The sequence below is a fragment of the Christiangramia forsetii KT0803 genome (genome assembly GCF_000060345.1).
In the GTDB taxonomy this organism is placed as follows: domain Bacteria; phylum Bacteroidota; class Bacteroidia; order Flavobacteriales; family Flavobacteriaceae; genus Christiangramia; species Christiangramia forsetii.
Map to the genome: position 1 here is coordinate 1,137,185 of NC_008571.1, position 25,378 is coordinate 1,162,562.

The 25,378-nt window shown below is 35.9% G+C and carries 27 protein-coding genes and 1 riboswitch; of the genes, 12 read left to right on the plus strand and 15 right to left on the minus strand.

Annotated elements, in window-relative coordinates:
- Positions 1–100 precede the first annotated feature (100 nt).
- Positions 101–1,273, plus strand: a complete 1,173-nt coding sequence (locus tag GFO_RS04995) for a GlmU family protein (protein WP_041250250.1) — start codon at positions 101–103, stop codon at positions 1,271–1,273.
- Here GFO_RS04995 and GFO_RS05000 read toward each other — a convergent pair.
- Complete coding sequence (locus GFO_RS05000; RefSeq protein ID WP_148264595.1) at positions 1,270–1,530, minus strand: hypothetical protein; 261 nt, start codon at positions 1,528–1,530, stop codon at positions 1,270–1,272. The two genes, GFO_RS04995 and GFO_RS05000, sit on opposite strands and share 4 nt — an antisense overlap.
- 163 nt (positions 1,531–1,693) lie before the next feature.
- On the opposite strand from GFO_RS05000, the gene mtaB reads away from it, so the two are divergent.
- Positions 1,694–3,040 (plus strand): tRNA (N(6)-L-threonylcarbamoyladenosine(37)-C(2))-methylthiotransferase MtaB, encoded by a 1,347-nt coding sequence (gene mtaB / locus GFO_RS05005; RefSeq protein WP_011708959.1) that lies wholly within the window; start codon positions 1,694–1,696, stop codon positions 3,038–3,040.
- On the opposite strand, the gene GFO_RS05010 is transcribed toward mtaB, so the two are convergent.
- On the minus strand, positions 3,037–3,333 hold the full coding sequence (locus GFO_RS05010) for an N-acetyltransferase (RefSeq protein ID WP_011708960.1): 297 nt from the start codon (positions 3,331–3,333) through the stop codon (positions 3,037–3,039). The two genes, mtaB and GFO_RS05010, sit on opposite strands and share 4 nt — an antisense overlap.
- Before the next feature lie 11 nt (positions 3,334–3,344).
- Complete coding sequence (locus GFO_RS05015; protein ID WP_011708961.1) at positions 3,345–4,058, minus strand: pirin family protein; 714 nt, start codon at positions 4,056–4,058, stop codon at positions 3,345–3,347.
- A gap of 101 nt (positions 4,059–4,159) precedes the next feature.
- Between GFO_RS05015 and GFO_RS05020 the strand changes: the two genes are divergently transcribed.
- Positions 4,160–4,867 (plus strand): alpha/beta hydrolase family protein, encoded by a 708-nt coding sequence (locus GFO_RS05020; protein ID WP_041250014.1) that lies wholly within the window; start codon positions 4,160–4,162, stop codon positions 4,865–4,867.
- 6 nt (positions 4,868–4,873) lie between these two features.
- Positions 4,874–5,833 carry a lytic transglycosylase domain-containing protein gene (locus GFO_RS05025; protein ID WP_011708963.1) on the plus strand — a complete coding sequence of 320 codons (960 nt, stop codon included), beginning with the start codon at positions 4,874–4,876 and terminating at the stop codon, positions 5,831–5,833.
- A gap of 1 nt (position 5,834) precedes the next feature.
- Here the strand turns inward: GFO_RS05025 and GFO_RS05030 are convergent, their stop codons facing one another.
- Complete coding sequence (locus GFO_RS05030) at positions 5,835–6,539, minus strand: TlpA family protein disulfide reductase (protein ID WP_011708964.1); 705 nt, start codon at positions 6,537–6,539, stop codon at positions 5,835–5,837.
- 124 nt (positions 6,540–6,663) lie between these two features.
- Positions 6,664–7,179, minus strand: a complete 516-nt coding sequence (locus GFO_RS05035) for a tetratricopeptide repeat protein (RefSeq protein ID WP_011708965.1) — start codon at positions 7,177–7,179, stop codon at positions 6,664–6,666.
- 152 nt (positions 7,180–7,331) lie between these two features.
- Between GFO_RS05035 and rpmH the strand changes: the two genes are divergently transcribed.
- The 3 genes from rpmH to GFO_RS05050 all read left to right on the plus strand — a co-directional run bounded on the left by rpmH (position 7,332) and on the right by GFO_RS05050 (position 10,963).
- Complete coding sequence (gene rpmH, locus GFO_RS05040) at positions 7,332–7,490, plus strand: 50S ribosomal protein L34 (protein ID WP_011708966.1); 159 nt, start codon at positions 7,332–7,334, stop codon at positions 7,488–7,490.
- A gap of 117 nt (positions 7,491–7,607) precedes the next feature.
- On the plus strand, positions 7,608–10,460 hold the full coding sequence (carB, locus tag GFO_RS05045; RefSeq protein WP_011708967.1) for a carbamoyl-phosphate synthase large subunit: 2,853 nt from the start codon (positions 7,608–7,610) through the stop codon (positions 10,458–10,460).
- A gap of 104 nt (positions 10,461–10,564) precedes the next feature.
- A complete protein-coding gene (locus GFO_RS05050; RefSeq protein ID WP_011708968.1) occupies positions 10,565–10,963 on the plus strand; it encodes a DUF423 domain-containing protein in 399 nt (132 codons plus the stop codon).
- On the opposite strand, the gene GFO_RS05055 is transcribed toward GFO_RS05050, so the two are convergent.
- The 9 genes from GFO_RS05055 to GFO_RS05095 all read right to left on the minus strand — a co-directional run bounded on the left by GFO_RS05055 (position 10,960) and on the right by GFO_RS05095 (position 18,933).
- On the minus strand, positions 10,960–11,433 hold the full coding sequence (locus GFO_RS05055; protein ID WP_011708969.1) for a hypothetical protein: 474 nt from the start codon (positions 11,431–11,433) through the stop codon (positions 10,960–10,962). The two genes, GFO_RS05050 and GFO_RS05055, sit on opposite strands and share 4 nt — an antisense overlap.
- Before the next feature lie 29 nt (positions 11,434–11,462).
- Entirely contained in the window at positions 11,463–12,413 is a 951-nt protein-coding gene (locus GFO_RS05060; RefSeq protein WP_011708970.1) for a bile acid:sodium symporter, read from the minus strand.
- Positions 12,410–12,961, minus strand: coding sequence for an acyl-CoA thioesterase (locus GFO_RS05065; protein ID WP_011708971.1), 552 nt, complete (start codon positions 12,959–12,961; stop codon positions 12,410–12,412). The genes GFO_RS05060 and GFO_RS05065 overlap by 4 nt, the downstream gene beginning before the upstream one ends.
- A 2-nt stretch (positions 12,962–12,963) precedes the next feature.
- Positions 12,964–13,329 carry a hypothetical protein gene (locus tag GFO_RS05070; protein ID WP_011708972.1) on the minus strand — a complete coding sequence of 122 codons (366 nt, stop codon included), beginning with the start codon at positions 13,327–13,329 and terminating at the stop codon, positions 12,964–12,966.
- Between the two features lies 1 nt (position 13,330).
- Entirely contained in the window at positions 13,331–14,473 is a 1,143-nt protein-coding gene (locus GFO_RS05075) for a serine hydrolase domain-containing protein (RefSeq protein WP_011708973.1), read from the minus strand.
- Positions 14,470–15,900 carry a DNA recombination protein RmuC gene (locus GFO_RS05080; RefSeq protein WP_011708974.1) on the minus strand — a complete coding sequence of 477 codons (1,431 nt, stop codon included), beginning with the start codon at positions 15,898–15,900 and terminating at the stop codon, positions 14,470–14,472. The genes GFO_RS05075 and GFO_RS05080 overlap by 4 nt, the downstream gene beginning before the upstream one ends.
- A 76-nt stretch (positions 15,901–15,976) precedes the next feature.
- Positions 15,977–16,768, minus strand: a complete 792-nt coding sequence (locus GFO_RS05085; protein WP_011708975.1) for an ABC transporter ATP-binding protein — start codon at positions 16,766–16,768, stop codon at positions 15,977–15,979.
- Positions 16,769–17,800: an iron ABC transporter permease gene (locus GFO_RS05090; protein WP_011708976.1), complete on the minus strand. Its 1,032-nt coding sequence runs from the start codon at positions 17,798–17,800 to the stop codon at positions 16,769–16,771.
- Positions 17,800–18,933 carry an ABC transporter substrate-binding protein gene (locus GFO_RS05095; protein WP_011708977.1) on the minus strand — a complete coding sequence of 378 codons (1,134 nt, stop codon included), beginning with the start codon at positions 18,931–18,933 and terminating at the stop codon, positions 17,800–17,802. The genes GFO_RS05090 and GFO_RS05095 overlap by 1 nt, the downstream gene beginning before the upstream one ends.
- 70 nt (positions 18,934–19,003) lie before the next feature.
- Positions 19,004–19,221, plus strand: a riboswitch (cobalamin riboswitch).
- 32 nt (positions 19,222–19,253) lie between these two features.
- On the opposite strand from GFO_RS05095, the gene GFO_RS05100 reads away from it, so the two are divergent.
- Together GFO_RS05100 and GFO_RS05105 are read left to right on the plus strand one after the other, a co-directional pair.
- Positions 19,254–21,089 (plus strand): TonB-dependent receptor plug domain-containing protein, encoded by a 1,836-nt coding sequence (locus tag GFO_RS05100; protein WP_011708978.1) that lies wholly within the window; start codon positions 19,254–19,256, stop codon positions 21,087–21,089.
- Positions 21,090–21,101: 12 nt separating this feature from the next.
- Positions 21,102–22,145, plus strand: coding sequence for a YncE family protein (locus GFO_RS05105; protein WP_011708979.1), 1,044 nt, complete (start codon positions 21,102–21,104; stop codon positions 22,143–22,145).
- Between the two features lie 69 nt (positions 22,146–22,214).
- On the opposite strand, the gene GFO_RS05110 is transcribed toward GFO_RS05105, so the two are convergent.
- Positions 22,215–23,705: a S41 family peptidase gene (locus tag GFO_RS05110; protein WP_011708980.1), complete on the minus strand. Its 1,491-nt coding sequence runs from the start codon at positions 23,703–23,705 to the stop codon at positions 22,215–22,217.
- 140 nt (positions 23,706–23,845) lie between these two features.
- On the opposite strand from GFO_RS05110, the gene GFO_RS05115 reads away from it, so the two are divergent.
- Genes GFO_RS05115 through GFO_RS05125 form a run of 3 tightly spaced genes read left to right on the plus strand, consistent with a single transcriptional unit; the run spans position 23,846 to position 25,327 of the window.
- A complete protein-coding gene (locus GFO_RS05115; protein WP_011708981.1) occupies positions 23,846–24,355 on the plus strand; it encodes an RNA polymerase sigma factor in 510 nt (169 codons plus the stop codon).
- Complete coding sequence (locus tag GFO_RS05120) at positions 24,342–24,788, plus strand: hypothetical protein (RefSeq protein ID WP_011708982.1); 447 nt, start codon at positions 24,342–24,344, stop codon at positions 24,786–24,788. The genes GFO_RS05115 and GFO_RS05120 overlap by 14 nt, the downstream gene beginning before the upstream one ends.
- A gap of 11 nt (positions 24,789–24,799) precedes the next feature.
- A complete protein-coding gene (locus tag GFO_RS05125) occupies positions 24,800–25,327 on the plus strand; it encodes a DUF4252 domain-containing protein (protein ID WP_011708983.1) in 528 nt (175 codons plus the stop codon).
- Positions 25,328–25,378: the final 51 nt, after the last annotated feature.

Consider the following 25,378-nt stretch of genomic DNA (forward strand, 5'->3'; position numbering starts at 1 on the left):
ATAGAAGCCGCTATTTAGCGGCTTTTTTATTTTGATGATTTTTAAAGAAAGCCTTTTGTTTTCTTCAGGAACTATTAATTTTGAAAAAAAAATCAATACGATGAACTATATTCTTTTTGACGGTCCTTCCAGAGATAATCTTTTACCATTTACATTTACTCGTCCCGTTGCAGATATAAGAATTGGTATTTTGACATTGCGTGAAAAGTGGGAGAAACTGCTCAAAACTAAAACATCTACAAAGACCGAGGAATATTTAAGCGGTAAGTGGCCACTAATCCTTGAAAATGAGAATATATTTATAAATTCATCCATAGTTGCAACCAAAGGAATTGCTGAAAAGCTTAAGACTATAAAGACAAACGAGAAGCTTGTTTATGGAGATAATGTTGTTGCCTATTTTCAGAAAGGAACTTCTGATGTAGATTTATCCGAATTAAAGGAGATTCATTTGAACGAGGAACCTTTGAGGGTTGCAAATACCTGGGATATATTTTCAAAAAATGGAAAAGCAATCGAGTTAGATTTCGAGTTGCTTACCGCTGGCAGAGATTCTCAACCAATAGATTCTTCAAATTTTATAAAATCTGAAGAAAATATATTTATAGAAGAAGGAGCTTTCGTAGAAAATGCTTCGTTAAATGCCTCTGAAGGTCCTATCTATATAGGTAAGGGTGCAACTATTATGGAAGGTTCTTTAATTCGTGGTCCTTTTGCTTTATGTGAAGGTGCTATGGTGAAACTGGGAGCAAAAATATATGGTCCCACTACAATTGGACCTAATTGTAAAGCGGGCGGAGAGATTAATAATTCGGTTCTTTTTCAAAATTCTAACAAAGGCCATGATGGTTTCCTTGGCAATTCTGTGCTGGGGGAGTGGTGTAATATTGGTGCAGATTCAAATAACTCGAATTTGAAAAATAATTATGCCGATGTTCGTTTATGGAATTATAATACTGAAAATTTCGCTAAAACGGGATTGCAGTTTTGTGGCTTAATTATGGGAGATCATAGTAAATGTGGTATTAATACGATGTTCAACACCGGAACAGTTGTAGGGGTAAGCGCAAATATTTTTGGCAGCGGATTTCCACGAAATTTTATTCCTGGATTCAGCTGGGGTGGAAGTGGAGGAACCTCTACTTATAAACTTGAAAAAGTACTTGAGACGGCTCAATTAGTGATGCAAAGAAAAGGTGTCGAGTTAACAGGCGAGGACAGGAAGATTCTTCAGTATGTCTTTGATTACTCTTCAAAATGGAGAAGGGACTAGATAGTTAGAAAGTATAATAATATTCCAATAAAAATTAAAAGTACTGCAGTGATCAAAAGAGTTCTGTAGTGCTTTTTTTTATGGGCTTTTAAAATATTTTGCCTGAAGTTTTCAAGATCATCTTCAGTTAATCTTCCTTTTTGCAGAATTTTTCGAAAGCCATTCTCTGAATCCTGATTTTCAATATTAAGGGATGTGCTTATCTGCCGATCATTATCACGGTTGATTGTGGCACTATCAACATCACGAAAACTCATGATTATCATGTTAGTATAAGTTCAGAAATATACAAAAAAATCAGCAAGGTTAAAACAACTTTCACTGCCTCTGGTAATTACAATGTCCAGATCATTTTATAGAAACATTTTTAGTTGGTATCTTTGCAGCCCGATTTAAAGATTCGGATTTAAATGATGGTTTATGGAAGCAAAGAAAGTAGCATTTTATACACTAGGTTGTAAACTGAATTTTTCAGAGACTTCAACTATTGCTCGCTCTTTTGAAAATGAAGGTTTTGATCGGGTAGATTTTTCAGAAAAGGCAGATATCTATGTAATTAATACCTGTTCGGTTACTGAGAATGCTGATAAACGTTTTAAAACTATCGTGAAACAAGCACAGAAGTCCAATGAGAATGCATTTATGATTGCAGTTGGGTGCTACGCTCAGTTAAAACCTGAAGAACTTGCAGAAGTTAACGGTGTGGATTTGGTTTTAGGAGCTACCGAAAAATTTAAGATTACAGATTATTTAAATGACCTTCTAAGTCATCCCGAGCGCAGTCGAGGGATTGGTGAAGTGCATTCCTGTGAAATCAATGAAGCCGATTTTTACGTTGGTTCTTATTCTATTGGAGATCGCACCAGAGCATTTTTAAAAGTTCAGGATGGTTGTGATTATAAGTGTACTTATTGTACTATTCCTTTGGCAAGAGGTATTTCGCGAAGTGATGAATTACAAAATGTACTTAATAATGCTGCTGAAATTTCAGAGCAGGGAATTAAAGAGATAGTATTAACCGGTGTTAATATTGGTGATTATGGCAAAGGTGAATTTGGAAACAAGAAACACGAACACACATTTCTTGATTTGGTAAAGGCACTGGATAAAGTTGAAGGAATTGAAAGACTTCGAATTTCATCTATAGAACCTAATTTGCTTAAAAATGAAACGATCGATTTTGTGGCTGATAGTCGCACTTTTGTACCTCACTTTCATATTCCGCTGCAGAGTGGGAGCGATGAAATTTTAAAACTGATGCGTCGCAGGTATTTGAGCGATCTTTACGTAAATAGAGTTGGGAGAATTAGGGCGGTAATGCCAGATGCATGTATAGGAGTAGATGTAATTGTTGGATTTCCCGGTGAAACAGAAGAACATTTTCTTGAGACTTATAATTTTCTGAATGAATTGGATATTTCTTATTTGCATGTATTTACCTATTCTGAAAGGGATAATACACCGGCTGCAACAATGGAAGAAGTTGTGCCAGTAAAAGTTCGTAAAAAAAGAAGTAAAATGTTAAGAGGCTTGTCTGCAAAGAAAAGGCGCGCTTTTTATGAAAGTCAGTTAGGGAATACAGGAACGGTACTGTTTGAAGGCGAAAATAAAGAAGGATATATTCATGGGTTTACTGAGAATTACGTAAAAGTAAAAGCTCCCTGGAATCCGAATAAAGTAAATACCCTTCAGAAAATTAAATTGACTGAGATTGATGAAGATGGTCTGGTACGGTTTGAGGAAATACCAGAACCAGTGGCGGTTTAAATATTAATACCTACTGGTAGTAAATCTTTATACTTGCGACGGTTTTTTCTCATATAACCTGCAATTTCAGGACTGGTAGGTACTACTCGCGTATTTCGTTCTTTAATCTCTGAAAGAACTGCCATAATAAAATCTTCTTGTTTGTCTTCACTATTTTCCGGCATTCTTAATTTGGTTAAAAATATCTTTCTTTCCTGTTGAGAATATTCAATAACTGCCAGCTCATTATTTATCCGGGTTTCAAATTGTCTTAGAAACTCATTGTCTGTAATAATCATTTCTTCATCGCTCATGTCTAGTTGATTTAGTTCATAGGCACTTCAATAAGTAGTACCTTTGATGGGATTTTAAACTCCAGAGATATTTTGGAAGTATTCCAAATCCCTGCAGCGTCTCGTTTTTTAAGTGTAGTTCCTTCAACATCTGCATTTCCTTCAATCAAAAAAACATAGACTCCATTATTCTCGCTCTTCAGGGTATGATCAATTTTCTTGCCAGCCTGAAAATCACCAAGATACAAATAGGCTTGTTGATTTATATATAACGAATTTTCCGACTGATCAGCTTTGGGCGCCACTACATTGATCAACTCATTAGATTGCATCAGCGCACTAAAATCTTTTTGATCATATCTGGGTTCAAGACCGTTTTTCTCAGGTAATATCCATATTTGGAGCATATTCAATTCTTCCTTTGAAGAGTTGAATTCACTATGTTCAACCCCTGTTCCGGCGCTCATTACCTGAACTTCCCCCGCTTCAATAATTGCAGTATGGTCCATGGAATCTTTATGTTTTATCTCACCTTTTAGAGGAATAGATATTATCTCCATATTCTCGTGCGGATGCGTGCCAAAGCCCATACCGGCTTTCACATAGTCATCATTCAATACCCTCAAAAGTCCAAATTGGACTTTATCCGGATTGAAAAAATTTGCAAAACTGAAAGAATAATTGGCGTTAAGCCATCCGTAATTTGCCGTACCCCTCGAATTTGCGGGATGTATTACTTTCTCCATTTTTTGTGGGTTCGTAAATTTGAAAGTCAAGTATTATGCAGTAATTTTGATTGTTAAATTTACAACTTAAAGCTAGGATTCTTTGTTATACCCTTGTTAAAATGAAGCAGGAAGAAAGTCTTACTCACGTATATTTGATGCCCGGAATGGCGGCAGATTCAGCTATTTTTGAGAATGTTCTTCTTTCTGAAAAAAAATTTGAAGTTCATTTGTTGGAATGGGAGATCCCGGAACCAGATGAAAGCTTGAAGAACTACGCAAAAAGAATGGTAAAGCATGTTCGTCATGAAGAAATTGCTTTGATTGGGGTTTCTTTTGGCGGGGTAATTGTGCAGGAAATGGCTAAGTTTCTTGATCTAAAAAGGTTAATTATCATTTCCAGTGTAAAATGCACGGAAGAATTACCTCCAAGAATGAAATTTGCTTCAAAGACAGGATTGTTTAAAATGATCCCAACGGGGCTTGCTACATATGTAGATCATTTTGAAAAGTTTGCCTTTGGTGACTTTTTGAAGAAAAGAGCAAAGTTGTATAAACAGTATATTTCTATTACAGATAAAGTTTATCTGGATTGGGCTATAAAGAATATGGTGAATTGGAAATGTGATAAACCTGACGAAAAGGTGATACATGTTCACGGAGATAAGGATGAAGTTTTCCCTATTAAAAATATTCAAAATGCTATTGTTGTTGAAGGAGGAACCCATATAATGATCATTAATAGGTTTCGTTGGTTTAATGAGAATTTACCTGAATTAATCACTTCTGGAAAGATGGAGAATAAAACGAAAAACGAAAAAGTTAATTAAAGAGCTATGAAGATATTAAAGAATGCATTGTTGATTGTAGGATTATTTACTGTTTGTGCAGTAAGTATAAATGCTGTACAGCAAGAGCAACCCGATCCTGCAGAAAATAATAATAAAATAGAGAATAGAAATTTAAACAAAAGTGTTGCAGATTCTTATAGTATTGAAGCACTGCCAATGCCAGAAAACCTGGAATTTGCTGGTGAAGAAGTTCCCTTGAATGATCCTGATGTTTATGAAAGGATGGATAGGGAGTTATTGGTAAACACGTATTGGCAGTCTAACGCATTATTGCTTATGAAGCGGGCTAATAAGTATTTCCCGGTTATTGAGCCTATCCTGAAAGAAGAAGGGATTCCTGATGACTTTAAATATTTGGCGGTAATAGAAAGCGGACTGACTCAGGCTGTGTCTCCTGCCAAAGCAGTTGGTTTCTGGCAGATTTTAGAAAGTACAGGTAAGGAATATGGTCTGGAAATTAATGATAATGTAGATGAACGCTATCATATTGAAAAGTCAACCCGTGTAGCAGCAGATTATTTAAAGAAAGCGCACGCACGTTTTGGATCATGGACTTTAGCCGCAGCTTCTTATAATGCAGGTCAATATGGTGTAGATAAGCAATTGGATAGACAAAAGGTAGCAGATTATTATGATCTTTTGCTTGGAGAAGAGACAGGTAGATACGTTTTTAGAATTTTGGCTTTGAAAGAAATCATGAAAGAGCCTGAAAAATATGGTTTCAGTTTTACAGAGAAAGATCTTTATAAGCACATCCCGGTGAAAAAAGTTGCAGTAGACACCGTAGTAAAAGATTTCCCTGATTTTGCTGAAAAATTTGGGATCAACTATAAAATTTTGAAAGTGCATAATCCCTGGTTAAGGGACGATCACCTTAAAAATGCTTCAAGAAAGCAATATTATATTGATATACCGGAAGAAGGACATTATCCGGAAGTGAAGTAATTTATTCTACTTGAAAATTTTCAGCATAAACCTCGTCATATTCTTTGATGAGGTTTTTTGATATAGAAGCTTCAAGAGCAATATAATTTTCTCGGTATGCTTTTTCATCCTCAGTTTGGAAAGCTGGAAACACACTTCTTCTAATATCCATAATCTGCTTATTCTCGTTCAGAAGGAAACAGGTAGGCAAACCTAAAGAGTGTTTTAGTTGCTTTACAACATAGGCTCCCTGATTTTTAGATTCATCTACATAAACGACAGAAATATCTGAAGAGAATTTTTTACTAAGTTCTTTAACTTTATCTTTTTTATCCCAGAAAAGAATGACAAAATCAATTTTGCCCTTATATTCTGAAGCTAACTTATTAATAGCAGGAATTTCTCCTTTACTCGGTATACACCAGGAGGCGTAGGTGATTAAAAAAACAGGTTTCGTATAATCATAAAGGTTTACCTCTTTATTTTTAAGACTTCGAAATTTAAAATCATCCATATAAGAGCCCTCCAGATGATCACCTATAAAGTTCTCAAAAAGTTCTTTTCCTTTTTCGTAGTCATTAAATCTGTATGCTAGGTCTGCCTTTCGGTTATAATCTGAAAGATGCATGTAGAGTTTTTCAGAGAAAAAGCTTTTTTCCTGCATTCCTTTTTGCTGGGAAAATACGAGGGGTCCGATAAATAGAAAAACCAGTAATAGTTTTTTCATGCAAATTTTGGGCTTGTTTGCCACAAAAGTATACCAGGAGAGGCTTACGGAGAAAAATTATCGTTAAAGTACCCGAAAATTAGTTAAAAGAAATATTGTTCTTAAAGTGTTAATGACTCAAAGACTATATTTTCTTCATTTGCTCTTTCATCATACGAATTTGGTCATTCATCATTCCATGCTTATCAAGTTTCTTAGCCTCATTAAGCAGAGTAGTAGCCTCCCGTTTTCTTCTTTTGGTCATAGCGATCCCGGCAAGGTTTAATTTTGCCATCGCCAGATCATGATCCATAGAAAGACCTAATTTAAGGGCACGCTTAAAGAATTTTTCAGCTTTTGTAATATTGGTTTGAGAAACCATGAGTCCATGAAGATACCAGTAATAGCCTTGTTGTTTCTGAATTAGTGCTTCTTCAGGATTTTTAATTTTGTCTAACCATTTTTTTGCTCCGGGAAAATCCTGTTTTCTAAGTCTTAGAAAAGCCAGAAGGATCATTTCATTTTTAAAATAGAGAAATATAAAAATTCCGGAAAGTAGAATAAGAGATATTCCATTTCCAATATTACCTTCTATAAACTGCCAGATTGCTGCAGCAATGATTAAACCGGCTAAAACTAATTTGATATTTTTATTGAACATTTTTTATCTTCATTTTTCCAGGCGGCAAAGGTAATAAAAACAATTAGAAATTATTTTAATTTAGTGTTTGCAGTACTTAAAAAGCTTTGTATATTTGCACGCAGTTTTAAAGACAGACAAAACGAATTTACAGAAGATAAAAGATATTCACAATGAAAAGAACGTTTCAACCATCTAAGAGGAAAAGAAAAAATAAGCACGGCTTTAGGGAGCGTATGGCAAGTGCAAACGGAAGAAAAGTCCTTGCTCGAAGAAGAGCAAAGGGCAGAAAGAAATTATCTGTATCTTCTGAAAACAGACATAAACATTAATGATTTTCATTAATTAAAATATTAAAGGTGTTACTTTTTGAGTAACGCCTTTTTTTATACCCAAACGCTTCTTAATTTTACTGCGAACACAATTTTAAGCGAATACAACACATCATCATGCCTAAAAACAAAGACATCAAGTGCGTTTTAATTATAGGTTCAGGTCCAATTATTATTGGGCAGGCCTGTGAATTCGATTATTCCGGAACTCAGTCTCTTCGTTCACTGAGGGAAGACGGGATAAAAACGATCCTTATTAATTCTAATCCAGCAACTATCATGACAGACCCTTCGATGGCTGATCATGTGTATTTGAAACCCTTAACTACTAAATCTATTGTAGGAATTTTAAAGGAGCATCCAGAAATTGATGCTGTTTTGCCTACAATGGGAGGTCAAACTGCCTTAAATCTGTGTATTGAAGCAGATGAAAAAGGTATCTGGAATGATTTCAATGTAAAACTTATTGGAGTAGATATTGACGCGATCAATATTTGTGAAGACAGGGAGAAATTTAAGCAATTGATGGGCCGCATCAATGTGCCTGTTGCTCCGGCTAAAACAGTAACTTCTTACCTTCAAGGGAAAGAGGTGGCTCAGGAATTTGGTTTTCCTCTGGTGATTCGCGCATCTTTTACCTTAGGGGGCGGCGGTGCCGGTTTTGTTCACCGTGCCGAAGATTTTGATGAAATGCTAACTCGTGGTCTGGAGGCTTCTCCAATTCACGAAGTACTTATAGATAAAGCCTTATTGGGCTGGAAAGAGTATGAATTGGAATTATTACGTGATCGTAACGATAACGTGGTGATTATTTGTGCTATCGAAAATATGGATCCTATGGGAATCCATACCGGTGACTCTATTACCGTGGCTCCAGCCATGACACTTAGTGATAAGACCTACCAAAGAATGCGTGATCTTGCTATCAAGATGATGCGTAGTATTGGAGATTTTGCCGGTGGATGTAATGTTCAGTTTGCGGTAAGTCCAGATGAAAAGGAAGATATCGTGGCTATTGAGATCAATCCAAGAGTATCCAGGTCTTCTGCATTAGCGTCAAAAGCGACTGGATATCCTATCGCTAAAATTGCGACAAAATTAGCACTTGGTTATAACCTGGATGAACTGGATAATCAAATTACGCAATCTACTTCAGCTTTATTTGAGCCATCACTGGATTATGTGATCGTGAAAATACCTCGATGGAATTTTGACAAATTTGAAGGATCAGACCGGACTCTTGGTCTTCAGATGAAATCTGTAGGGGAAGTAATGGGAATTGGTAGATCTTTTCAGGAGGCGCTTCATAAAGCAACGCAGTCTTTAGAGATTAAACGAAATGGACTTGGAGCTGACGGGAAAGGATATAAAGATTATGATCAAATCATCGATAAATTAACCAATCCGAGCTGGGATAGGGTATTTGTGATCTATGATGCGATCCAGATGGGAATTCCTTTGAGTAGAATTCATGAGATCACTAAAATAGATATGTGGTTTTTAAAGCAATATGAAGAGCTACTCGCATTGGATACTGAGATTTCTAAATTTGAAATCGATACACTTCCAAAAGATCTTCTTTTAGAAGCTAAGCAAAAAGGCTTTGCAGACAGGCAAATTGCACATATGCTGGATTGTTTTGAAAGTGATGTATATAATAAGCGAGACGAGCTTGGTGTAAATCGGGTTTATAAACTAGTTGATACCTGTGCTGCCGAATTTAAAGCAGAAACCCCTTATTATTATTCCACTTTTGAAGAAGGAATACTTTCAAAGGACGGAGAATTCTATACTTCAAATGAAAGTAAAGTTTCCGATCGAAAAAAGATTATTGTTCTTGGCTCCGGGCCAAATAGAATAGGTCAGGGGATAGAATTTGATTATAGTTGTGTTCATGGAGTTCTTGCAGCTTCAGAATGTGATTATGAAACAATCATGATTAACTGTAACCCTGAAACGGTTTCTACAGATTTTGATATTGCAGATAAGCTGTATTTTGAACCGGTATTCTGGGAGCATATATATGATATAATTAGACACGAAAAGCCTGAAGGTGTAATTGTGCAACTTGGTGGTCAAACCGCTCTTAAATTAGCCGAAAAGCTTGATAGATATGGTATCAAGATCATGGGAACCAGTTATGAATCACTGGATCTTGCTGAAGACCGTGGTAGTTTTTCAAAATTACTTCAGGAGAATGATATTCCTTATCCAGATTTTGGTGTAGCAGAGAATGCAGACGAAGCACTTGCACTAGCTGATGAGCTTGATTTTCCTATTCTTGTAAGACCATCTTATGTTCTTGGCGGACAAGGGATGAAGATTGTGATAAATAAGGATGAACTTGAGGAGCATGTAGTAGATCTTTTAAGGAAGATCCCTAATAATAAATTGCTGCTGGACCATTATCTTGATGGAGCGATAGAAGCCGAAGCAGATGCTATCTGTGACGGAGAAGATGTTTATATTATTGGAATTATGGAGCATATTGAACCCTGCGGAATACATTCAGGGGATTCACATGCATTGCTTCCACCATTTAATCTTGGAGATCTCGTGATGGAGCAGATTAGGGATCACACTAAAAAAATTGCCTTAGCATTAAATACAGTTGGATTAATCAACATTCAGTTTGCGATCAAAGATGATAAAGTATTTATCATTGAAGCAAATCCGAGAGCTTCCAGAACAGTGCCATTCATTGCAAAGGCTTATAAAGAGCCTTATGTGAATTACGCAACTAAGGTGATGCTTGGAGAGAAAAAGGTAAAAGATTTCAAATTCAATCCTAAGTTGGATGGTTATGCGATCAAAAAGCCCGTCTTCTCATTTGATAAATTTTATAATGTTAATAAACAACTTGGGCCTGAAATGAAGAGTACCGGCGAAAGTATTCTATTTATCGATAGTTTAAAAGATGATGATTTCTATGATCTATATTCCAGACGAAAAATGTATTTGAGTAAGTAGAATAACTGAATATTTTATAAAAGTCATTTCGGCTGAAAGGAGAAATCTGTAAATTACCTGGTTCTCAATTCAATTGAAATGGCTTTTTACTTTTAATAATTAATATGAAAGAACTTGTTTTAATATTTGGTGGAATATTCGGTACGCTTTCCGTAATTCTTGGAGCATTTGGTGCACACGCCTTAAAAAAGAAGTTTACAGAAGATCAATTGAAAAGCTTTGAAACCGGGGTGAAATATCAAATGTATCATGCCCTGGTTTTGATTATTACGGGGATCACTTTTCCTTTTCTTTCCGGACTTCAAAATGTGATGGCCTGGTGCTTTATTATTGGAATATTTCTTTTTTCTTTTAGTATCTATGGGCTCACCTGGAGCTCGGCTAACGGAAAAAAGATAAAAATTCTGGGGCCAATTACTCCGATTGGAGGATTACTGCTAGTTGTTGGCTGGATCCTGTTCACCATAAATCTTGCTGAAATTGCCCTGTATCTCCAACCTTAGTAGCAATCTAAAGGTTTTAAAAGTATATTCTCGTTAAGAACCAATGTACTGTGTTCCTGAAATTTAACTTTATTCAAAGTATCCTTTACCGGGCCGTAGCCTTCAATAAATCCAGAATCAGTTTTAAAAAAAAATATTTCTCTTGTTGAAATAGAGCCTTCAGAGCTGAATTCATAATCGGCGAATAGACTATCACCTTTCCATCTCCCTTTAAAACTCCCCTGATTTCGGTCTTTTTCAAATAAATTATATGTCAGGTTTCCTTCAACTAAAGAATCAGCGAGATTGGTTACTTTCAAGTAAATTGTATCATTATTTTTTGAATAACCGTAGCATCTGGTACTTTTAGAAATTTTTTCAGTTTCAATGGTCTCAGCTGTTTTAGCCGTATCTACTTTTTGTTTATTTCCATTATTACATGAAATAGTTAGTATGCTGATTAAAACAAGCCCTTGAAATTTGATTTTCATAATTTTGAATCTAAAATTAGAGTAAAATACTACTTTATTTCTCTTTTACGGTATTTTTCAGCAAACCAGGCAACAAGAATGAGTTGAGTAGAGTGGTAAAGCATTATGGGTAATAATAAAAGTCCTGAATTGGCAGAACTTCCGAAGATCACACGTACCATTACTGAACCATGAACCAGTGATTTTTTTGTTCCGCAGAACTGGGCAGCGATTTTATCTTCAGTATTAAAACCTAAAAGTTTAGAAAAATAAGCCAGTCCGAAGAAAACAGTGAAGAAAAGTATCATTACAATCCCCGCCATTTTTAATAATTCATCGGTTGCTATGGATTTGATAAGGTTCGAACTAAATGAGTTGCTAAAACTGGAATAAATGATGAGAACGATGGTAGTCTTATCAAAAAGACTTAGTTGACTCCCGTATTTTCTCGCAAGATGACCAAAATATCTTTGCAGAAAAAGACCTATGGCCAATGGAACAATTATCTGTAAACATAATTTTTGAAGCACTATTAAAAAATCAAAATCTGTCGTTTTTTCGAGAATAAAACCTATCCATAAAGGGGTGGCAAAAATCCCTATAAGTCCCGAGAGGCTTGCATTGAAGATCGCAGTTGGCAAATTTCCTTTAGCCAGAGCTACCATAACTACAGACGAGGATACGGTAGAGGGTAGCGTTCCCAGAAAAAATAAAGCAATCCAAAGGTCAGATTTTAAGCCTTCTTCAAAAAGCGGCAGGCAGAGCAGACATAAAAGAGGGAATATTATAAAAGTAGTTAGGTGAATAACTATATGCACCTTGTAGTTGAGCAAACCGGCTTTAAATTCGACAGGTGATAGTTTAAGTCCGTAAAAAAAGAATATAAGCCCGATACCAATATCAGTAATTGTTTTCAAAGGAAGTAATTCTATTCCCTGAGGAAACAGATAGGCAATTCCTATGGCAATAAAAATGGCAAATATAAATCCGAAGGACTTCAAGGATTCAGCTCAATTTTAGCTTTATGATCTTCAAGAATATGAAGATATTTTTCAGAAGAAAAATCGGTTTCATGAAATTCCTGAATTCTGTTTTTCTTCATACTTTTTCTTTTTATGCTCTTGGCAAAGCGTCTTATCTGATCGTCGCTTTTTAGAATAAGCCCGGGCACAGCTACAGAATCCCCTTTGTCATTCTTTGCCACCATGGTGAAGTAAGAAGAGTTGCAGTGTTTGGTGATCCCAGTCTGGATATTTTCAGCTTCTACACGAATCCCGATGACCATGGAACTGCGTCCTACATAGTTAACCGAAGCTTTCATGGTTACCAGTTCTCCAATTTCAATTGGTTTTAGAAAGTCTACCGTATCTACACTCGCGGTAACGCAATAAGCCCGGGAATGTTTGGAAGCACAGGCAAAAGCGATCTGGTCTAACAGGGATAGAATATAGCCTCCGTGAATCTTTCCATTAAAATTGGAATGGGAGGGAAGCATTAATTCTGAAATTACCACCTGACTTTCTTCTATATTCTTAAATTCTTTCTGCATACTTATTTTCTAAAATGCGGACTTTCAGATTTCTCTACTTCGGTAATAAAATATTGCGTGTCTCCCCAAAAAAAGAAAGTCGAAAAACGTTCAATATAGGTAAGTTTGACGTAGTTACCTTCATTTTCCTTTAACTGTGTAATGACTTCGGCATCCCTGTCTAAAACCGAAAACTGAAAGATTTGTGCACCACTAATTCCCTGGCTAATTTCACCTTCCCATGTTTTAATAACCACCCCTTTGTGGCTGAATTTGATCAATTCACCAGTTCGGGTTCCCTCACTATAAGGGACAAAATAGATGAAAGCATAGTAAAGTAGCCACAGAATAAATATGCCGCCAATGATGTATAATAAGGTCTTTTTCATTCTAAATATTTTTATAAATAAGATTTAGAAACTCTTCAAGTTTTGAAGGCTCCAGCCATCGGGTCACAATTACCATATTATTTTTTTGATCTACGACGATAAAATTTCCACCAAAACCTGCGGCATAAAAAATATCTTTATCGATATTTTCAATATTACGACTACCTTCTGAATTTAGCCACCACATATATCCATAATTTGGGTTTGGTTTGGAAGCTTCCATGGCTTCAGCGATCAATTCTTCTGAAATTAATTCTTTGTCATTCCATTTTCCGTTATTCATAAACAGAAGTCCGAATCTGGCCATGTCCTCTGTATTAATGAACATTCCGCCGCCAGAGTGACCACCACCACTAACAGATTGCATTTTAAGCCCGTCTATAGTAGTCCATGAATTTTCATACCCAAACCAACGCCAGGATTGAGAAGCGCTAATAGGATCCATAACATTCTCTTTTAGAACTTTTGGTAATGGTTTTCTGAAAACATTTAACAAGGAATAAGCCAATACGTTTACCCGAACATCATTATATTTAAAATGTGTGCCTGGCTCGTTTAGCTCTCTTGATCTCCACTCGTCGATAGTTTGTTCTTGTGATGGCCTGTCAGCCCAATCGAAACCACCCCAAAGCTGCCCGCTCCAATCTGAATTTTGCTGAAGTAGATGTTTCCAGGTTATTTTGGAATTGTGATCTCCCTCAAAAGTATCGTCCCACACATAGTCGCTGACGGCTTCTTCAAAATCGGTAATCAAATTTTTATCTCTGGCGACGAGCGCAGTAGTAGATAAAAAACTTTTGGTAACGCTAAAGGTCATATCTACACGTTTTGTATCTCCCCATTTAGCCACCAAATATCCATTTTTCAAGATGATTCCGGCTGGACCTCCACGTCTTTTAGTGGGACCTGAAATTTCGTGATATGGCTCGTTTTGAAAACCCTTTAAGATCGCCTGTCTAAGATCACGTGATTCTGAATATTCATTGGATTTTGCAAATTCGACAGCTGCGGAAAAATTTAAATTATATTCCGAAGCTGGTTTTTCCTGCCATTCTCCTGCTTCGGGAAAATAAAATTCCTGTGCGCTAAGCTGGAAGAAAAAAAATAGGAGGATAAATGTGGTTAATAGTCTGGTTTTTTTCATTTCAGGTTTAGGGTTTCGTTTTCAGATTCTTCCATTTCGTCTTCGTCATCATTCTCTGCGCGATTTATTAGTTTTTGATCCAATTGTTTACTGGCTTTTGCACCTAATTTCTTCAATTTTTCAACTCTCCTTATAAGGTTTCCTTTACCGGTAAGTTTTTTCATGGCACCTTCATAAGAATTTTGAACGGTTCCTATCTGCCTGCCAATCTTAAGTAACTCATCTGTGAGGTTAGTAAAAGAATCGTATAAAGCACCAGCCTGAGTAGCGATCTGGATTGCATTCTGCTTTTGCTTTTCATTCTGCCACATACTGTCTATAGTTTTTAAAACCGCGAGTAACGTAGTTGGTGTAACTATGATAATATTCTTTTCAAAAGCGTCACTGTAAAGACTTGGATATTCATTCGAAGCTATGGCAAATGCAGCTTCAATAGGAATGAAAAGCAATACAAAATCTGGACTTTCCATTTGATAGAGCGAATGGTAATTTTTATTTCCAAGCTCATTAACCCTGTTTCTAACTGAAATCAAGTGATTTTTAAGGTGTGTTATCTTTTGATCTTCCTCAGGTTCGTTGATGTAGCGTTCGTAGGCGTTTAATGAAACCTTTGAATCTACCACCATTTTTTTATCGCCAGGAAGATGAATGATCACATCTGGCATTACTCTTTTACCTTCTTCGGTATTAAAACTTTGCTGAACAAAATACTCGCTGTCTTTCTGGAGTCCGCTTCGTTCCAGAACTCTTTCCAGAACCATCTCACCCCAGTTACCCTGCATTTTGGTGTCCCCTTTCAAGGCTTTGGTAAGATTGGTGGCATCCTCGCTAATTTTCAAACTCTGCTCGTTTAGGAATTTTAATTTTTCTCCTAACTCAGCGTGTCTTTTTATAGATTCTGAATCACTTCTGGTTACTTTTTCTTCAAAGTCCTTGATTTTCTTTTGAAGTGGATCTAGAATATTCTCAATATTCTGTTTGTTTAAACTGGTAAATTTTTCTGATTTCTGATCTAAAATCTTATTGGCGAGATTCTCAAATTCTTTGGTAAATTTTTCCTGAAGTTTTTCCACTTCAGCTTTTTGTTCTTCATTTCTCTCCTGAAGATTATCAAATTCAGAAATTTTCCGAGTCAATTGTAAACTGATATTTTCCTTTTCCCGTCTAATTTCTTCCCGCTCATTTTCAATCTTTTCAATATCAGTATGAGCTTCATTTTTTAACTGCCGAATATCTTCTTTATTTTTTTCTAAATTACTGTTTAATTGATTTTTAAGTTCGTCAATCTGAAAGGAAAGTTGATTATTTTTTTCTTCCAGTATTCCTGTTTCAGATTTCGATCTTAAGCCTGAAATCAGCTTTCCTATATATACTCCAACTCCTAAAGCAACTAAAAATATAAGAGAGATAAGAAGATATTCATTCATGAAATTCGTGGTTTTCTCAAAGATACTTATTTAAGAATTTTAGAGAAGAGAGTAAGAGAAAAATTCAGGGGCTTTTCTATTTTATTTTAAAGCTGGAAGATCCTTTGTCGAACCGAATTAGGTGTTCGGGAAACAGATCATTCAAAGCATTAGATCTAATAAGTTCTTCCGGAGTTCCGAATAAAGCTTTATTTTCTTTCAGTATCAATAGTTTATCACACAGTTGCAATGCCAGATTTATTTCGTGGGAAGCAAATAAAATAGCCTTATTAGTTTCCTTACTTAGTTGCTTAAGTAACTTTAAAACATAAGCTTTGTGATAAAGATCCAGGTGCGTAGTAGGTTCGTCCAAAATGATCAAAGAAGTATCCTGTGCAAGTGCTCTGGCAATAAGAACTTTCTGAAATTGACCATCGCTTAGCTCGTGACACTTCCTGTTTTTCAGATCTTCAATATTGACCAGTTTGATGGCGTACATTATTTTTTTCAGGTCATTCTTGGTGAGTCTACCAATCCAATTTGTATATGGTTGTCTACCTAAAGCTACCAGTTCTATTACACTCAGATTTTTTGAAAGCATTTGCTCGGTTAGCACTAAACTTATGTCTTTTGCCAATTTGTCAGGCTCTGTTTCCGAGAGTTTATTTTTAGATATAAAAACCTGACCATCAATATTTTGAATTATACCACTTAATGTTTTGAGTAAGGTGGATTTTCCAGCACCGTTTACTCCAATAACAGCGACCAACTCACCTGAATTTATTTCAATATTTATCCCGGAAGCAACAATTTGTTGTTTTTTTTTCTTCCTGTAACCTATGCTAAGGTTTTCGGTTTTAAGGACAATATTTGAGGTTTCTGAACTCATCTAAAAATTGAATTTTCTTTTTCTAACAAGTAACCAGATCACTACCGGTGCTCCAATTAAAGAAGTTATGGCATTTATTGGTAGGCTGAATTCGCTTCCTGGTAATTGGGCAATAATATCGCAAATAAGCATTAATATCGCACCACCAAAAATTACGGCAGGAACTAAAGTAATATGATTTGCAGAAGGGATAATCTGCCTTATTAAATGCGGTACAGCAAGGCCAACAAACGCTATAGGACCGGCAAAGGCGGTTATGCTTCCAGCCAGTAAACTAGTAGCTATAATGATCATAAACCGGTTTTTCCTGATGTTTGTACCCAGGCTCCTGGCATATTGCTCACCTAACAACAATGAATTCAGGTTTTTGATGCTTCCTATAGCGATCAAAATCCCAATGATCCAGAACAAACCAAGTATTAAAACTTCATTCCAGCTTAAATCTCCTAAACTTCCATAAGACCAGAAAACGTATTGTTGTAATTGAGAAGCCGGGCTGAAATAGGCCAGAACGCTGACAATCGCTGCAGTAAGACTGGCAAACATTAATCCAATGATGAGAATAGCCATGGTATCCCTCAATCTTATAGAAGCTAAAATCACCGCAAATAACACCAATAAACTCCCAAGACTGGAAGCAATTACTAAGCTCCATTCAGATAATAGAATTGTAGCAAATGAAGCACCAAAAACTGAAGCTCCCATAAAAACGATTGCGACACCAAGACTTGCCCCACTACTGAGTCCCAATACATAAGGCCCTGCGAGAGGATTTCGGAAAAGTGTTTGCATTAAAAGTCCGCTAACTGCGAGGCCAGAACCTGTGATGATCGCGGTGATCGCCTTTGGCAGACGGTAATTTAGAATAATATAGCGCCAGGTATTTTTTTCGACTTCAAAACCCAATAAAGATGCGGTTACTTCTTCAATTGGAATATTCACTGAGCCCAGACTAATATTGAGTAGAGCTGTTATAATAACTGCCAGAAATAGTAAAATAATAGCAATCGTATATTTCTTCTGGTTCAGCATTAATTAAGCGCTTTATAGAATACCTGTTCGTGATCTTTTAAAAGTTCTGGGTGGAAAATAGAAATAAGATCCTTTAAAATAAGGTCAGGGCGTTGTGGACCTAATTCATAAAAGATAATTCCGCCGGTTTCTCCCTGGAAAAGGCTTACGCTATAGACCTTTTCATCTTTTACCGCTTTAAATCTCCTGTAATGTTCAGATTCATTGAATAGCTGTTCATACGAAGTGAATTGACCGGAACTAATCCAATATTCAGCATCTTCTGCTTTTTCCAGCACACTTTCAAAGGCAAGAGACAAACTACCATCGCCTTCGGTATCAGCGTACAAGTAATTTGCATTAGCATCTTTGATAAACTGAGCCTGCCAGGAATTCCCATAAGGCATATACCAGTTATCATTATACATGGAGCCGCTAATTACTTTCGGACTGGATTTAGCAGATTTAGCCAATTCCTTCGCCTTAATGTATTCATCTTTGATATTCTGAAAAATTTTTGCAGCTTTTTCTTCTTTCCCGTAAAGAGCTCCGAAGAACTTGATCCATTCAGCTTTACCTAAAGGAGTTAATTCGGTCCAGTCTCCATTATAAATTACTGGAATGCCTGTCTTTTGTATAGTTTCAAAGCTTTTATTAGAAGAGTTTATAGCAAATCCAATGACCACATCGGGAGATAGATCTATAAGAACTTCGGTGTTAATATTTTCATTCTGGCCTAGTTCTGAAACCGAACCATTTTTTATCAATTTTCTGGTCTTTTCTGAGGAGATATAATTTAATCCCGGAAACCCAGCCAGGGTTTTTTCTTCCTCAAGAGCTTCTAATGCAGGGATGTGAGTGGTGGAGGTAACTACGATTTTTTTAACCGGCACTTCAACTATTTGATCGTATTCAATATTTTCAGGAATTTCAGCATCTTTCTCATTCAATAAATAAATAAATGGATCCTTAGCCTCTGGCCATGGTGTATTTACTTGCATTAAACTATAATCATCAAATTTGGTGATTTGAAAACCACGGGCATTCGAGATAACTACTTCTTTTCCTTGTTGAATTTCAGCGGTTTTACCTTCTGATTCATTCTTACAGGAAGAAATACAAAGCAATAGAAATACGAAAATAATTTTTTTCAAGACGGCTTAATTTGAGTTCAAAAGTAAGATTATTTAAATTTTTGAGGCTGTTACCAAACTTATTTGTTTAATTTTGCCTCGAAATTTTGGTTCAGCATCGATTTATTTCTGTGCGGATTAAAAGGGAATCAGGGAGAAGTGTAAACTTCAAAAACCTGAGCTGTTCCCGCAACTGTAAGCTTTGCCCGCAAGGGTGGCTGCAATAATTCTTCAAACCACTGTTCTTAGGAATGGGAAGGTGAATTGCAGTACGTGAGCCAGGAGACCTGCCTGAATTTCAACCAGTATCGAGTGACTTTCGGGATAAAGGTCGGCAGATTATGAACAGAAACTTATATCTTTTATTCGCTTTATTTATTTGTGGTTGCCTACACGCAACGGCACAAAACGATTCTATCAACTGGCTTGATGAAGTTAGACTTAGTGATGTAAAACTTCAACAATTTTCTACCGGAAAACATATCAATGAACTTTCAGATTCATTGCTCATAAAAAATCAACCTCAGTTAACCGAAATTCTAAGCTTTAATTCATCTATTTACTTCAAAGAAAATGGACGTGGAATGGTTTCGTCCCCTTCGTTTCGTGGTACTACTGCTTCACAAATCGCTGTTGTATGGAACGGTATCAATATTAATTCGCAATTCAACGGTCAGCTTGATTTTAATACTGTAAATACGGGCGCTTATGATCAGATTTCTGTTAGAGGAGGAGGAGGGAGTGTGGTGTATGGTACAGGAGCTATAGGTGGAAGTGTTCATTTAAATAATTCCTTATCGTTTAAGAAAAAGCAGGAACATCAACTTCTCTTGCAATATGGGAGTTTTAATACAATAGATGCACGTTATAATTTTAAACTGGCCAAAAATAAGTGGAGTTTAAATTTGGCACTTTCCAGAAATAGCAGTGATAATGATTATGATTATCCAAATGAGCGTGGCAAAAATCTTAATGGGGAGTATTCTAATAATAGTGTGAATGTTGCTTTTGGGTATCGCTTTAATTCAGCTAATACACTGAAAATTATTAGTGAGCTCTATGATGGTGAACGTCATTTCTCATTAATTCGTCCAACAGAAAATAAAACTAAATACAGGGATCTTAATAATCGGAATTTACTGGAATGGAATAGTGAGTTTTCAAATTTTAAACAAATTACAAGTCTTGCTTTTTTACGGGAAGATTATCAGTATTTCGCGAATATTGATTCTGATACTTATTCTTACGGAACCGCAAAAAGCTATATAGCCAAGTATGACCTGGGTTATAACCTGAATTCAGATGTACTTTTAAATACTGTGGTACAGAATACATATACTGATGGAGAGGGCAGTAATATAGCAAATAACGATCGTAATATTTTATCTGTAGCTATTCTTGGGAAGCATTCAATAACCCAGAGCTTACAGTATGAGGCTGGATTAAGAAAGGAAATAACCGGAAATTATGAGAGCCCGATTTTATTTTCATTCGGAGCAAATTATAAGATGAACGATTTCTATACACTGAAATTGAATGCCTCAAAGAATTTCAGAATCCCAACGTATAATGATTTATACTGGTCTTCAGCAGGAAACCCAGATCTGGATCCCGAAACATCATTACAGGCCGAGCTAGGAAATCATTTTCGCTTTGAAAATATGGAGGCGGGGATTAGCATGTATTATAATGATGTGAGCGACATGATACGGTGGCTTCCCGGAGGGGACGGTATATGGCGACCCCGAAATGAGGATAAAGTTAACATCTATGGACTGGAATCTTTTGTGAACTGTAAAAAATCATTTTCTAAGGAAACCAACTTAATAGCCCGAGCCAGCTACGCTTATACTATTTCTAAAAATTCGGAAACCAATAAGCAGTTAATCTATGTTCCCTATCATAAAGTAACGGGAAATCTGAGCTATCAAATTCATCAATTTACACCTTTTCTTCAAGTACTTTATAATGGTTCAGTGTACACCAGAACAGATTATAGTGAGCAGCTTTCGGGCTATTTTTTAGCTAACCTGGGAATGTCTTATACCATCGATAAAGAAAGAGATTGGGAATTAGGTGGGAGAGTAAATAACTTATTTAATACTGAATACCAAAACGTCGAAGACCGGTGGATGCCGGGAATCAATTTTAATCTTTATATAAATTTCAAATTTTAATTCTAACTAACAATGAAAATTACAAAACTATTTATTTTAGGGCTTGTCGGCTCTTTTTTAATGAATTCGTGTACTACCGATGATGATGATATGCCAGATGTAGTAGCTGAAGATGATTACAGTGACGGTATTCTTATCTTAAATGAAGGTTCACAATCGGCTGGAACCGTTTCATTTCTGGAAGCAGATTATTCTTCTATTGAGAATAATATTTTTGAGTCAGTGAATGTAGATATGGATCTTGGACTTTTTGTGCAATCCATCTTTTTTGATGAAGAAAATGCCTATATCATCTCGAACGGATCTAATTTAATAACCGTAGTAGATCGATATACTTTTGAATTTAAAGGTGCAGTAGATAGTGGGTTGAATGTACCGCTTTTTGGAGCTGTAAGTAATGGAAAAGCCTTTGTTTCTAATGTAGCAGATTTTGCTTCGGCAGAAGATGATTTTATAGCAGTGATTGATCTTGTGAATCTGGAAGTAGAGGAAACTGTGGTTGCCGGAACCTATTTATCTGAAGTTATGGTAGATAACGGATTGGTTTATGTTGAAGGGGCCGCTTATGGTGCAGGAAATTCTATAGAAGTTTTTGATCCTGCTTCCCTAACTTTTACCAAATCTATTCCCACAAATAATGCATTGAATTCTTTTGCAATTGAGGGGAGTAGCCTTTTTGCGCTTTCTTCCACCAAGTTGGAGAGAATAGATCTAAATACAGATACTGTAATATCTGAAATTGAGTTTTCTGAAAACTTTCCTGGAGTAAATAATTTGGATATTGAGAATGGGATGATCTATTTTACTTCCGGGACTTCTGTTTATGAGCTGAACCAGGATTTTGAAGAAGAGCCAACTGAGGCATTGCTTTCTTATGAAAGTACTTCACAATACGGGCAGATGTATGCTTTTAATGTCGAAGATCAGTATATCTACATATCAGATGCTGGGGATTTCGCATCTAATGGAACAGTAAGAGTTTATACTATTTCTGGGGGATTAGTAGACGAATTTGAAGCTGGAATAGCTCCTAACGGATTTTATTTCAATGATTAATTAGCCGATTTTATTTTAAAAAAGAAAAACCCCGCTTTTTGCGGGGTTTTCTGTTTATAGATTGAAATTCTAATTATTTTTCTGTTTTAATTTTGGCAAGCTTACTTCATCAACATACATTTTTTGATAATCAGGTGATTCTGCACCTTTCTCACTAACCAATCTTACCGGCATATATGCTTTTGAAAACTCTAATGCAGATCTTGTAGAGCCCGGGCTAATCTCATTAAGAGCAACTGCAAGCAAAGGTTCACTTGGATCTCCTAAGGTTCCATAAGTACTAATAAACTCCTGTTGCTCAATATCCGGAATGAGCCCTTCAGGGAATGCATTCCCGTCCGCGTTAACCGAAGTAGAAATTAATGGTTGCAAAGCATATTTATGTTCAGTGTTTATACGATTTTTATTAGTATATGGGAACTCTGCATCGTATAACGTCACTGACGCCTGAACTTTACCAACAGTTTTGGTTCCAATATGCTCTACATCAATATACGGAGCTAAACCATTAATTATTAATTCACTTGCCGACGCAGATGAACCAGTGGCAAGTACATATACTTTATTCAAATTAAGACTATTCACCTGAGCACCATTATTTAGCTTAGAATTAAAACGGGTTACCTTATCGTCTTCATCAAATTGAGATTCCAGAAAACTGTTATATCTCGTTCTAATGATCACTTCATTTTCAAATTGACCAGTAATCATACTTGCCAGAGCTACGGCAGAGGAAACTCGACCACCTCCATTATAACGCAAATCCAGAACCAATTCAGTAATACCATCTGCTTGAAACTGTGCAAATGCCTCATTTAATTCATCATCATAATCAGCAGTAAAACTGTTATACATTAAATATCCAACCTTGATGCCATCTACATTTAGAGTTTTAGCAACATGTACGGGATTTTCATTTATAGTAGCTTTGGTTACAGTAATGGTTTGATCTGTACTTACAATATCACCCTCTCCAATTTCGCCAAGACCAAAAGTCAGGGTTTCAGGAGCTAATAAAGTTTGAAAATTGGAAACAGTTATTTGTTGCCCGTCAATTTCAGTAAAAACCATTCCTCTTTCGAATCCAGCCTCAGCAGCCGGAGTATTAGGAATAACATAACGTACATAACCTAAAACTTCATCACAACCAGTACAATAACGGGACAGACCGTAATCTAAACCGGTACCGGTGCTTACACCTGCAAAACGGTTCTCCAATGCTTCATAATCATCAACAATCCAGCTAAATTCATCAACTACCTCGTATTGATAAACTAATCCGTCATAAAAAAGACTTTCAGGAGAATCAAATTCATCCAGCCATACGTTTAATTCTTCCTGATTGGCGAAAAAATCGTCGTTATACTCCGGAATTTCATCTTTGTACAAATACCAGATATCCATCGCTTCATACTCAAAATTTTTAATTTCCAGTTCCAGCGTCTGTTCAACTCCGGTTGTTGAATCATCTATCTCATCGATAGTATCATCGTTTTTATCACAGGAGGTAAAAAGACCTCCAGCCAGGACAAAAAGCATTAAATAGTTATATATTTTCATAATATAATTTAGGATTAATAATTTTTCTCAATTTTTTTTAAAAATAGTCACATATTCACAATTAAAAAATTAATTGTAACAAATCTCTTTATCATTCGTCGTAATATTAAGAAGGCGATAGTGAACTAACCGCAACCAATATGAAAGAAAGTACCTTCCTGAATATTATAAATCCTGTAAAGGATAAAATGTATCGAATGGCTCTTAGACTGTTAACTTCTAAAGAAGCAGCCGAAGATGCTACTCAGGAAGCGATTCTGAAATTATGGAACCGTAAAGATAAAATCAATCATTATGCCAATATTGAAGCTTTTGCAATGACGATGACTAAAAACTACTGTTTAGATCAGTTAAAGTTGAAACAGAATAATAATCTTAGAATAGTACATCAGAATTATGAAAGTAAAAATACCTCTCTTCAATCTGAAATTGAAGTCAATGATGAAATGGAGTGGTTAGGCAAGATTGTTGCCACATTGCCAGAACAACAGAAGATGGTATTTCAGTTAAGGGATATAGAACATTATGAATATGATGAGATTGCCAAAATTATGGAAATGAAGCAGACCGCCATTAGAGTAGCTTTGTCCAGGGCTAGAAAAGCAATCAGAGAAAATTTAATTAAGAAACATAACTATGGAATTAGATAATATTGAAAAACTCCTGAATCGTTATGATGAAGGTGAGACCTCACTAAAAGAGGAAAAGTTGCTTCGTGAGTATTTTTCAAATGAAGACGTTCCGGAACATTTGATGAGTTATAAATTAATGTTCGCGTTTTCAGCGAAACAAGCAGAAGAGACATTTGAAGAGAAACCCAAAATAAATTCGGCTAAAAACCGGTATGCCTGGACCTCTATAGCGGCAATACTTATTGTAGCCCTGGGTATCTTTTTCTATAGTGATTCGTCCCGTATGCTTAATAACAATGACTTAGGAACCATAAGTGATGAAGAACTGGCTCTACAGAAAACAAAGGAGACATTAAATATGGTTTCTCAATTTATGAATGAAGGAAAATCAGATCTCGTATATCTTAAAGAATTTAATAACACCAAGAATAAAATAATAGAAATAGACTAAAAACAGAAATCATGAATAGATTAGTAATTACCCTCCTGTTAGCCATTGCTCCTATGCTTTCGCAATCTCAGAATTTTGACAAGTATGAAGATATGAAAGAGGTAGATGCCATGGTAATGACCAGTAAAATGTTTAAAATGCTGGCAAAAGTGGACTTAAGTGAAAACGATCCGGAGGCTAGAGAGTATATGAAGCTTATTGAGAATCTAGATCGTATCCAGATCTATAAGTCCTCAAATGCCAATATAATGTCTCAGATGGAAACCGATGTGAAATCTTACCTTCAAAAAGGTTCTTTGGAAGAATTGATGAGAGTGAATGATAATGGCCAGAATATTAAATTCTATTCATTACCAGGTAAGAATGATAATTATGTTAGAGAATTGTTTATGTTTCTTGAAGGTTCTGAAAATGATAAGCCAATGACCGTGATTTTAAGTATTACCGGTGAAATTGATTTATCACAACTATCTAAGTTAACATCAGATCTTAAAGTGCCAGGAGCTGAACAGTTAAAGAAAGCAAACAAAAAATCATAGATAAGTCAAACTAAATTCTTGATCCTTTTGGTTAAAACTAATTGAAAACTA

Bases quoted from the DNA above. Each gene is read 5' to 3' on its own strand.
- GFO_RS04995 (WP_041250250.1), top strand. From the start codon at position 101: ATGAACTATATTCTTTTTGACGGTCCTTCCAGAGATAATCTTTTACCA.
- GFO_RS05000 (WP_148264595.1), bottom strand. From the start codon at position 1,530: ATGAGTTTTCGTGATGTTGATAGTGCCACAATCAACCGTGATAATGAT.
- mtaB (WP_011708959.1), top strand. From the start codon at position 1,694: ATGGAAGCAAAGAAAGTAGCATTTTATACACTAGGTTGTAAACTGAAT.
- GFO_RS05010 (WP_011708960.1), bottom strand. From the start codon at position 3,333: ATGAGCGATGAAGAAATGATTATTACAGACAATGAGTTTCTAAGACAA.
- GFO_RS05015 (WP_011708961.1), bottom strand. From the start codon at position 4,058: ATGGAGAAAGTAATACATCCCGCAAATTCGAGGGGTACGGCAAATTAC.
- GFO_RS05020 (WP_041250014.1), top strand. From the start codon at position 4,160: ATGAAGCAGGAAGAAAGTCTTACTCACGTATATTTGATGCCCGGAATG.
- GFO_RS05025 (WP_011708963.1), top strand. From the start codon at position 4,874: ATGAAGATATTAAAGAATGCATTGTTGATTGTAGGATTATTTACTGTT.
- GFO_RS05030 (WP_011708964.1), bottom strand. From the start codon at position 6,539: ATGAAAAAACTATTACTGGTTTTTCTATTTATCGGACCCCTCGTATTT.
- GFO_RS05035 (WP_011708965.1), bottom strand. From the start codon at position 7,179: ATGTTCAATAAAAATATCAAATTAGTTTTAGCCGGTTTAATCATTGCT.
- rpmH (WP_011708966.1), top strand. From the start codon at position 7,332: ATGAAAAGAACGTTTCAACCATCTAAGAGGAAAAGAAAAAATAAGCAC.
- carB (WP_011708967.1), top strand. From the start codon at position 7,608: ATGCCTAAAAACAAAGACATCAAGTGCGTTTTAATTATAGGTTCAGGT.
- GFO_RS05050 (WP_011708968.1), top strand. From the start codon at position 10,565: ATGAAAGAACTTGTTTTAATATTTGGTGGAATATTCGGTACGCTTTCC.
- GFO_RS05055 (WP_011708969.1), bottom strand. From the start codon at position 11,433: ATGAAAATCAAATTTCAAGGGCTTGTTTTAATCAGCATACTAACTATT.
- GFO_RS05065 (WP_011708971.1), bottom strand. From the start codon at position 12,961: ATGCAGAAAGAATTTAAGAATATAGAAGAAAGTCAGGTGGTAATTTCA.
- GFO_RS05070 (WP_011708972.1), bottom strand. From the start codon at position 13,329: ATGAAAAAGACCTTATTATACATCATTGGCGGCATATTTATTCTGTGG.
- GFO_RS05075 (WP_011708973.1), bottom strand. From the start codon at position 14,473: ATGAAAAAAACCAGACTATTAACCACATTTATCCTCCTATTTTTTTTC.
- GFO_RS05080 (WP_011708974.1), bottom strand. From the start codon at position 15,900: ATGAATGAATATCTTCTTATCTCTCTTATATTTTTAGTTGCTTTAGGA.
- GFO_RS05085 (WP_011708975.1), bottom strand. From the start codon at position 16,768: ATGAGTTCAGAAACCTCAAATATTGTCCTTAAAACCGAAAACCTTAGC.
- GFO_RS05090 (WP_011708976.1), bottom strand. From the start codon at position 17,800: ATGCTGAACCAGAAGAAATATACGATTGCTATTATTTTACTATTTCTG.
- GFO_RS05100 (WP_011708978.1), top strand. From the start codon at position 19,254: ATGAACAGAAACTTATATCTTTTATTCGCTTTATTTATTTGTGGTTGC.
- GFO_RS05105 (WP_011708979.1), top strand. From the start codon at position 21,102: ATGAAAATTACAAAACTATTTATTTTAGGGCTTGTCGGCTCTTTTTTA.
- GFO_RS05110 (WP_011708980.1), bottom strand. From the start codon at position 23,705: ATGAAAATATATAACTATTTAATGCTTTTTGTCCTGGCTGGAGGTCTT.
- GFO_RS05115 (WP_011708981.1), top strand. From the start codon at position 23,846: ATGAAAGAAAGTACCTTCCTGAATATTATAAATCCTGTAAAGGATAAA.
- GFO_RS05120 (WP_011708982.1), top strand. From the start codon at position 24,342: ATGGAATTAGATAATATTGAAAAACTCCTGAATCGTTATGATGAAGGT.
- GFO_RS05125 (WP_011708983.1), top strand. From the start codon at position 24,800: ATGAATAGATTAGTAATTACCCTCCTGTTAGCCATTGCTCCTATGCTT.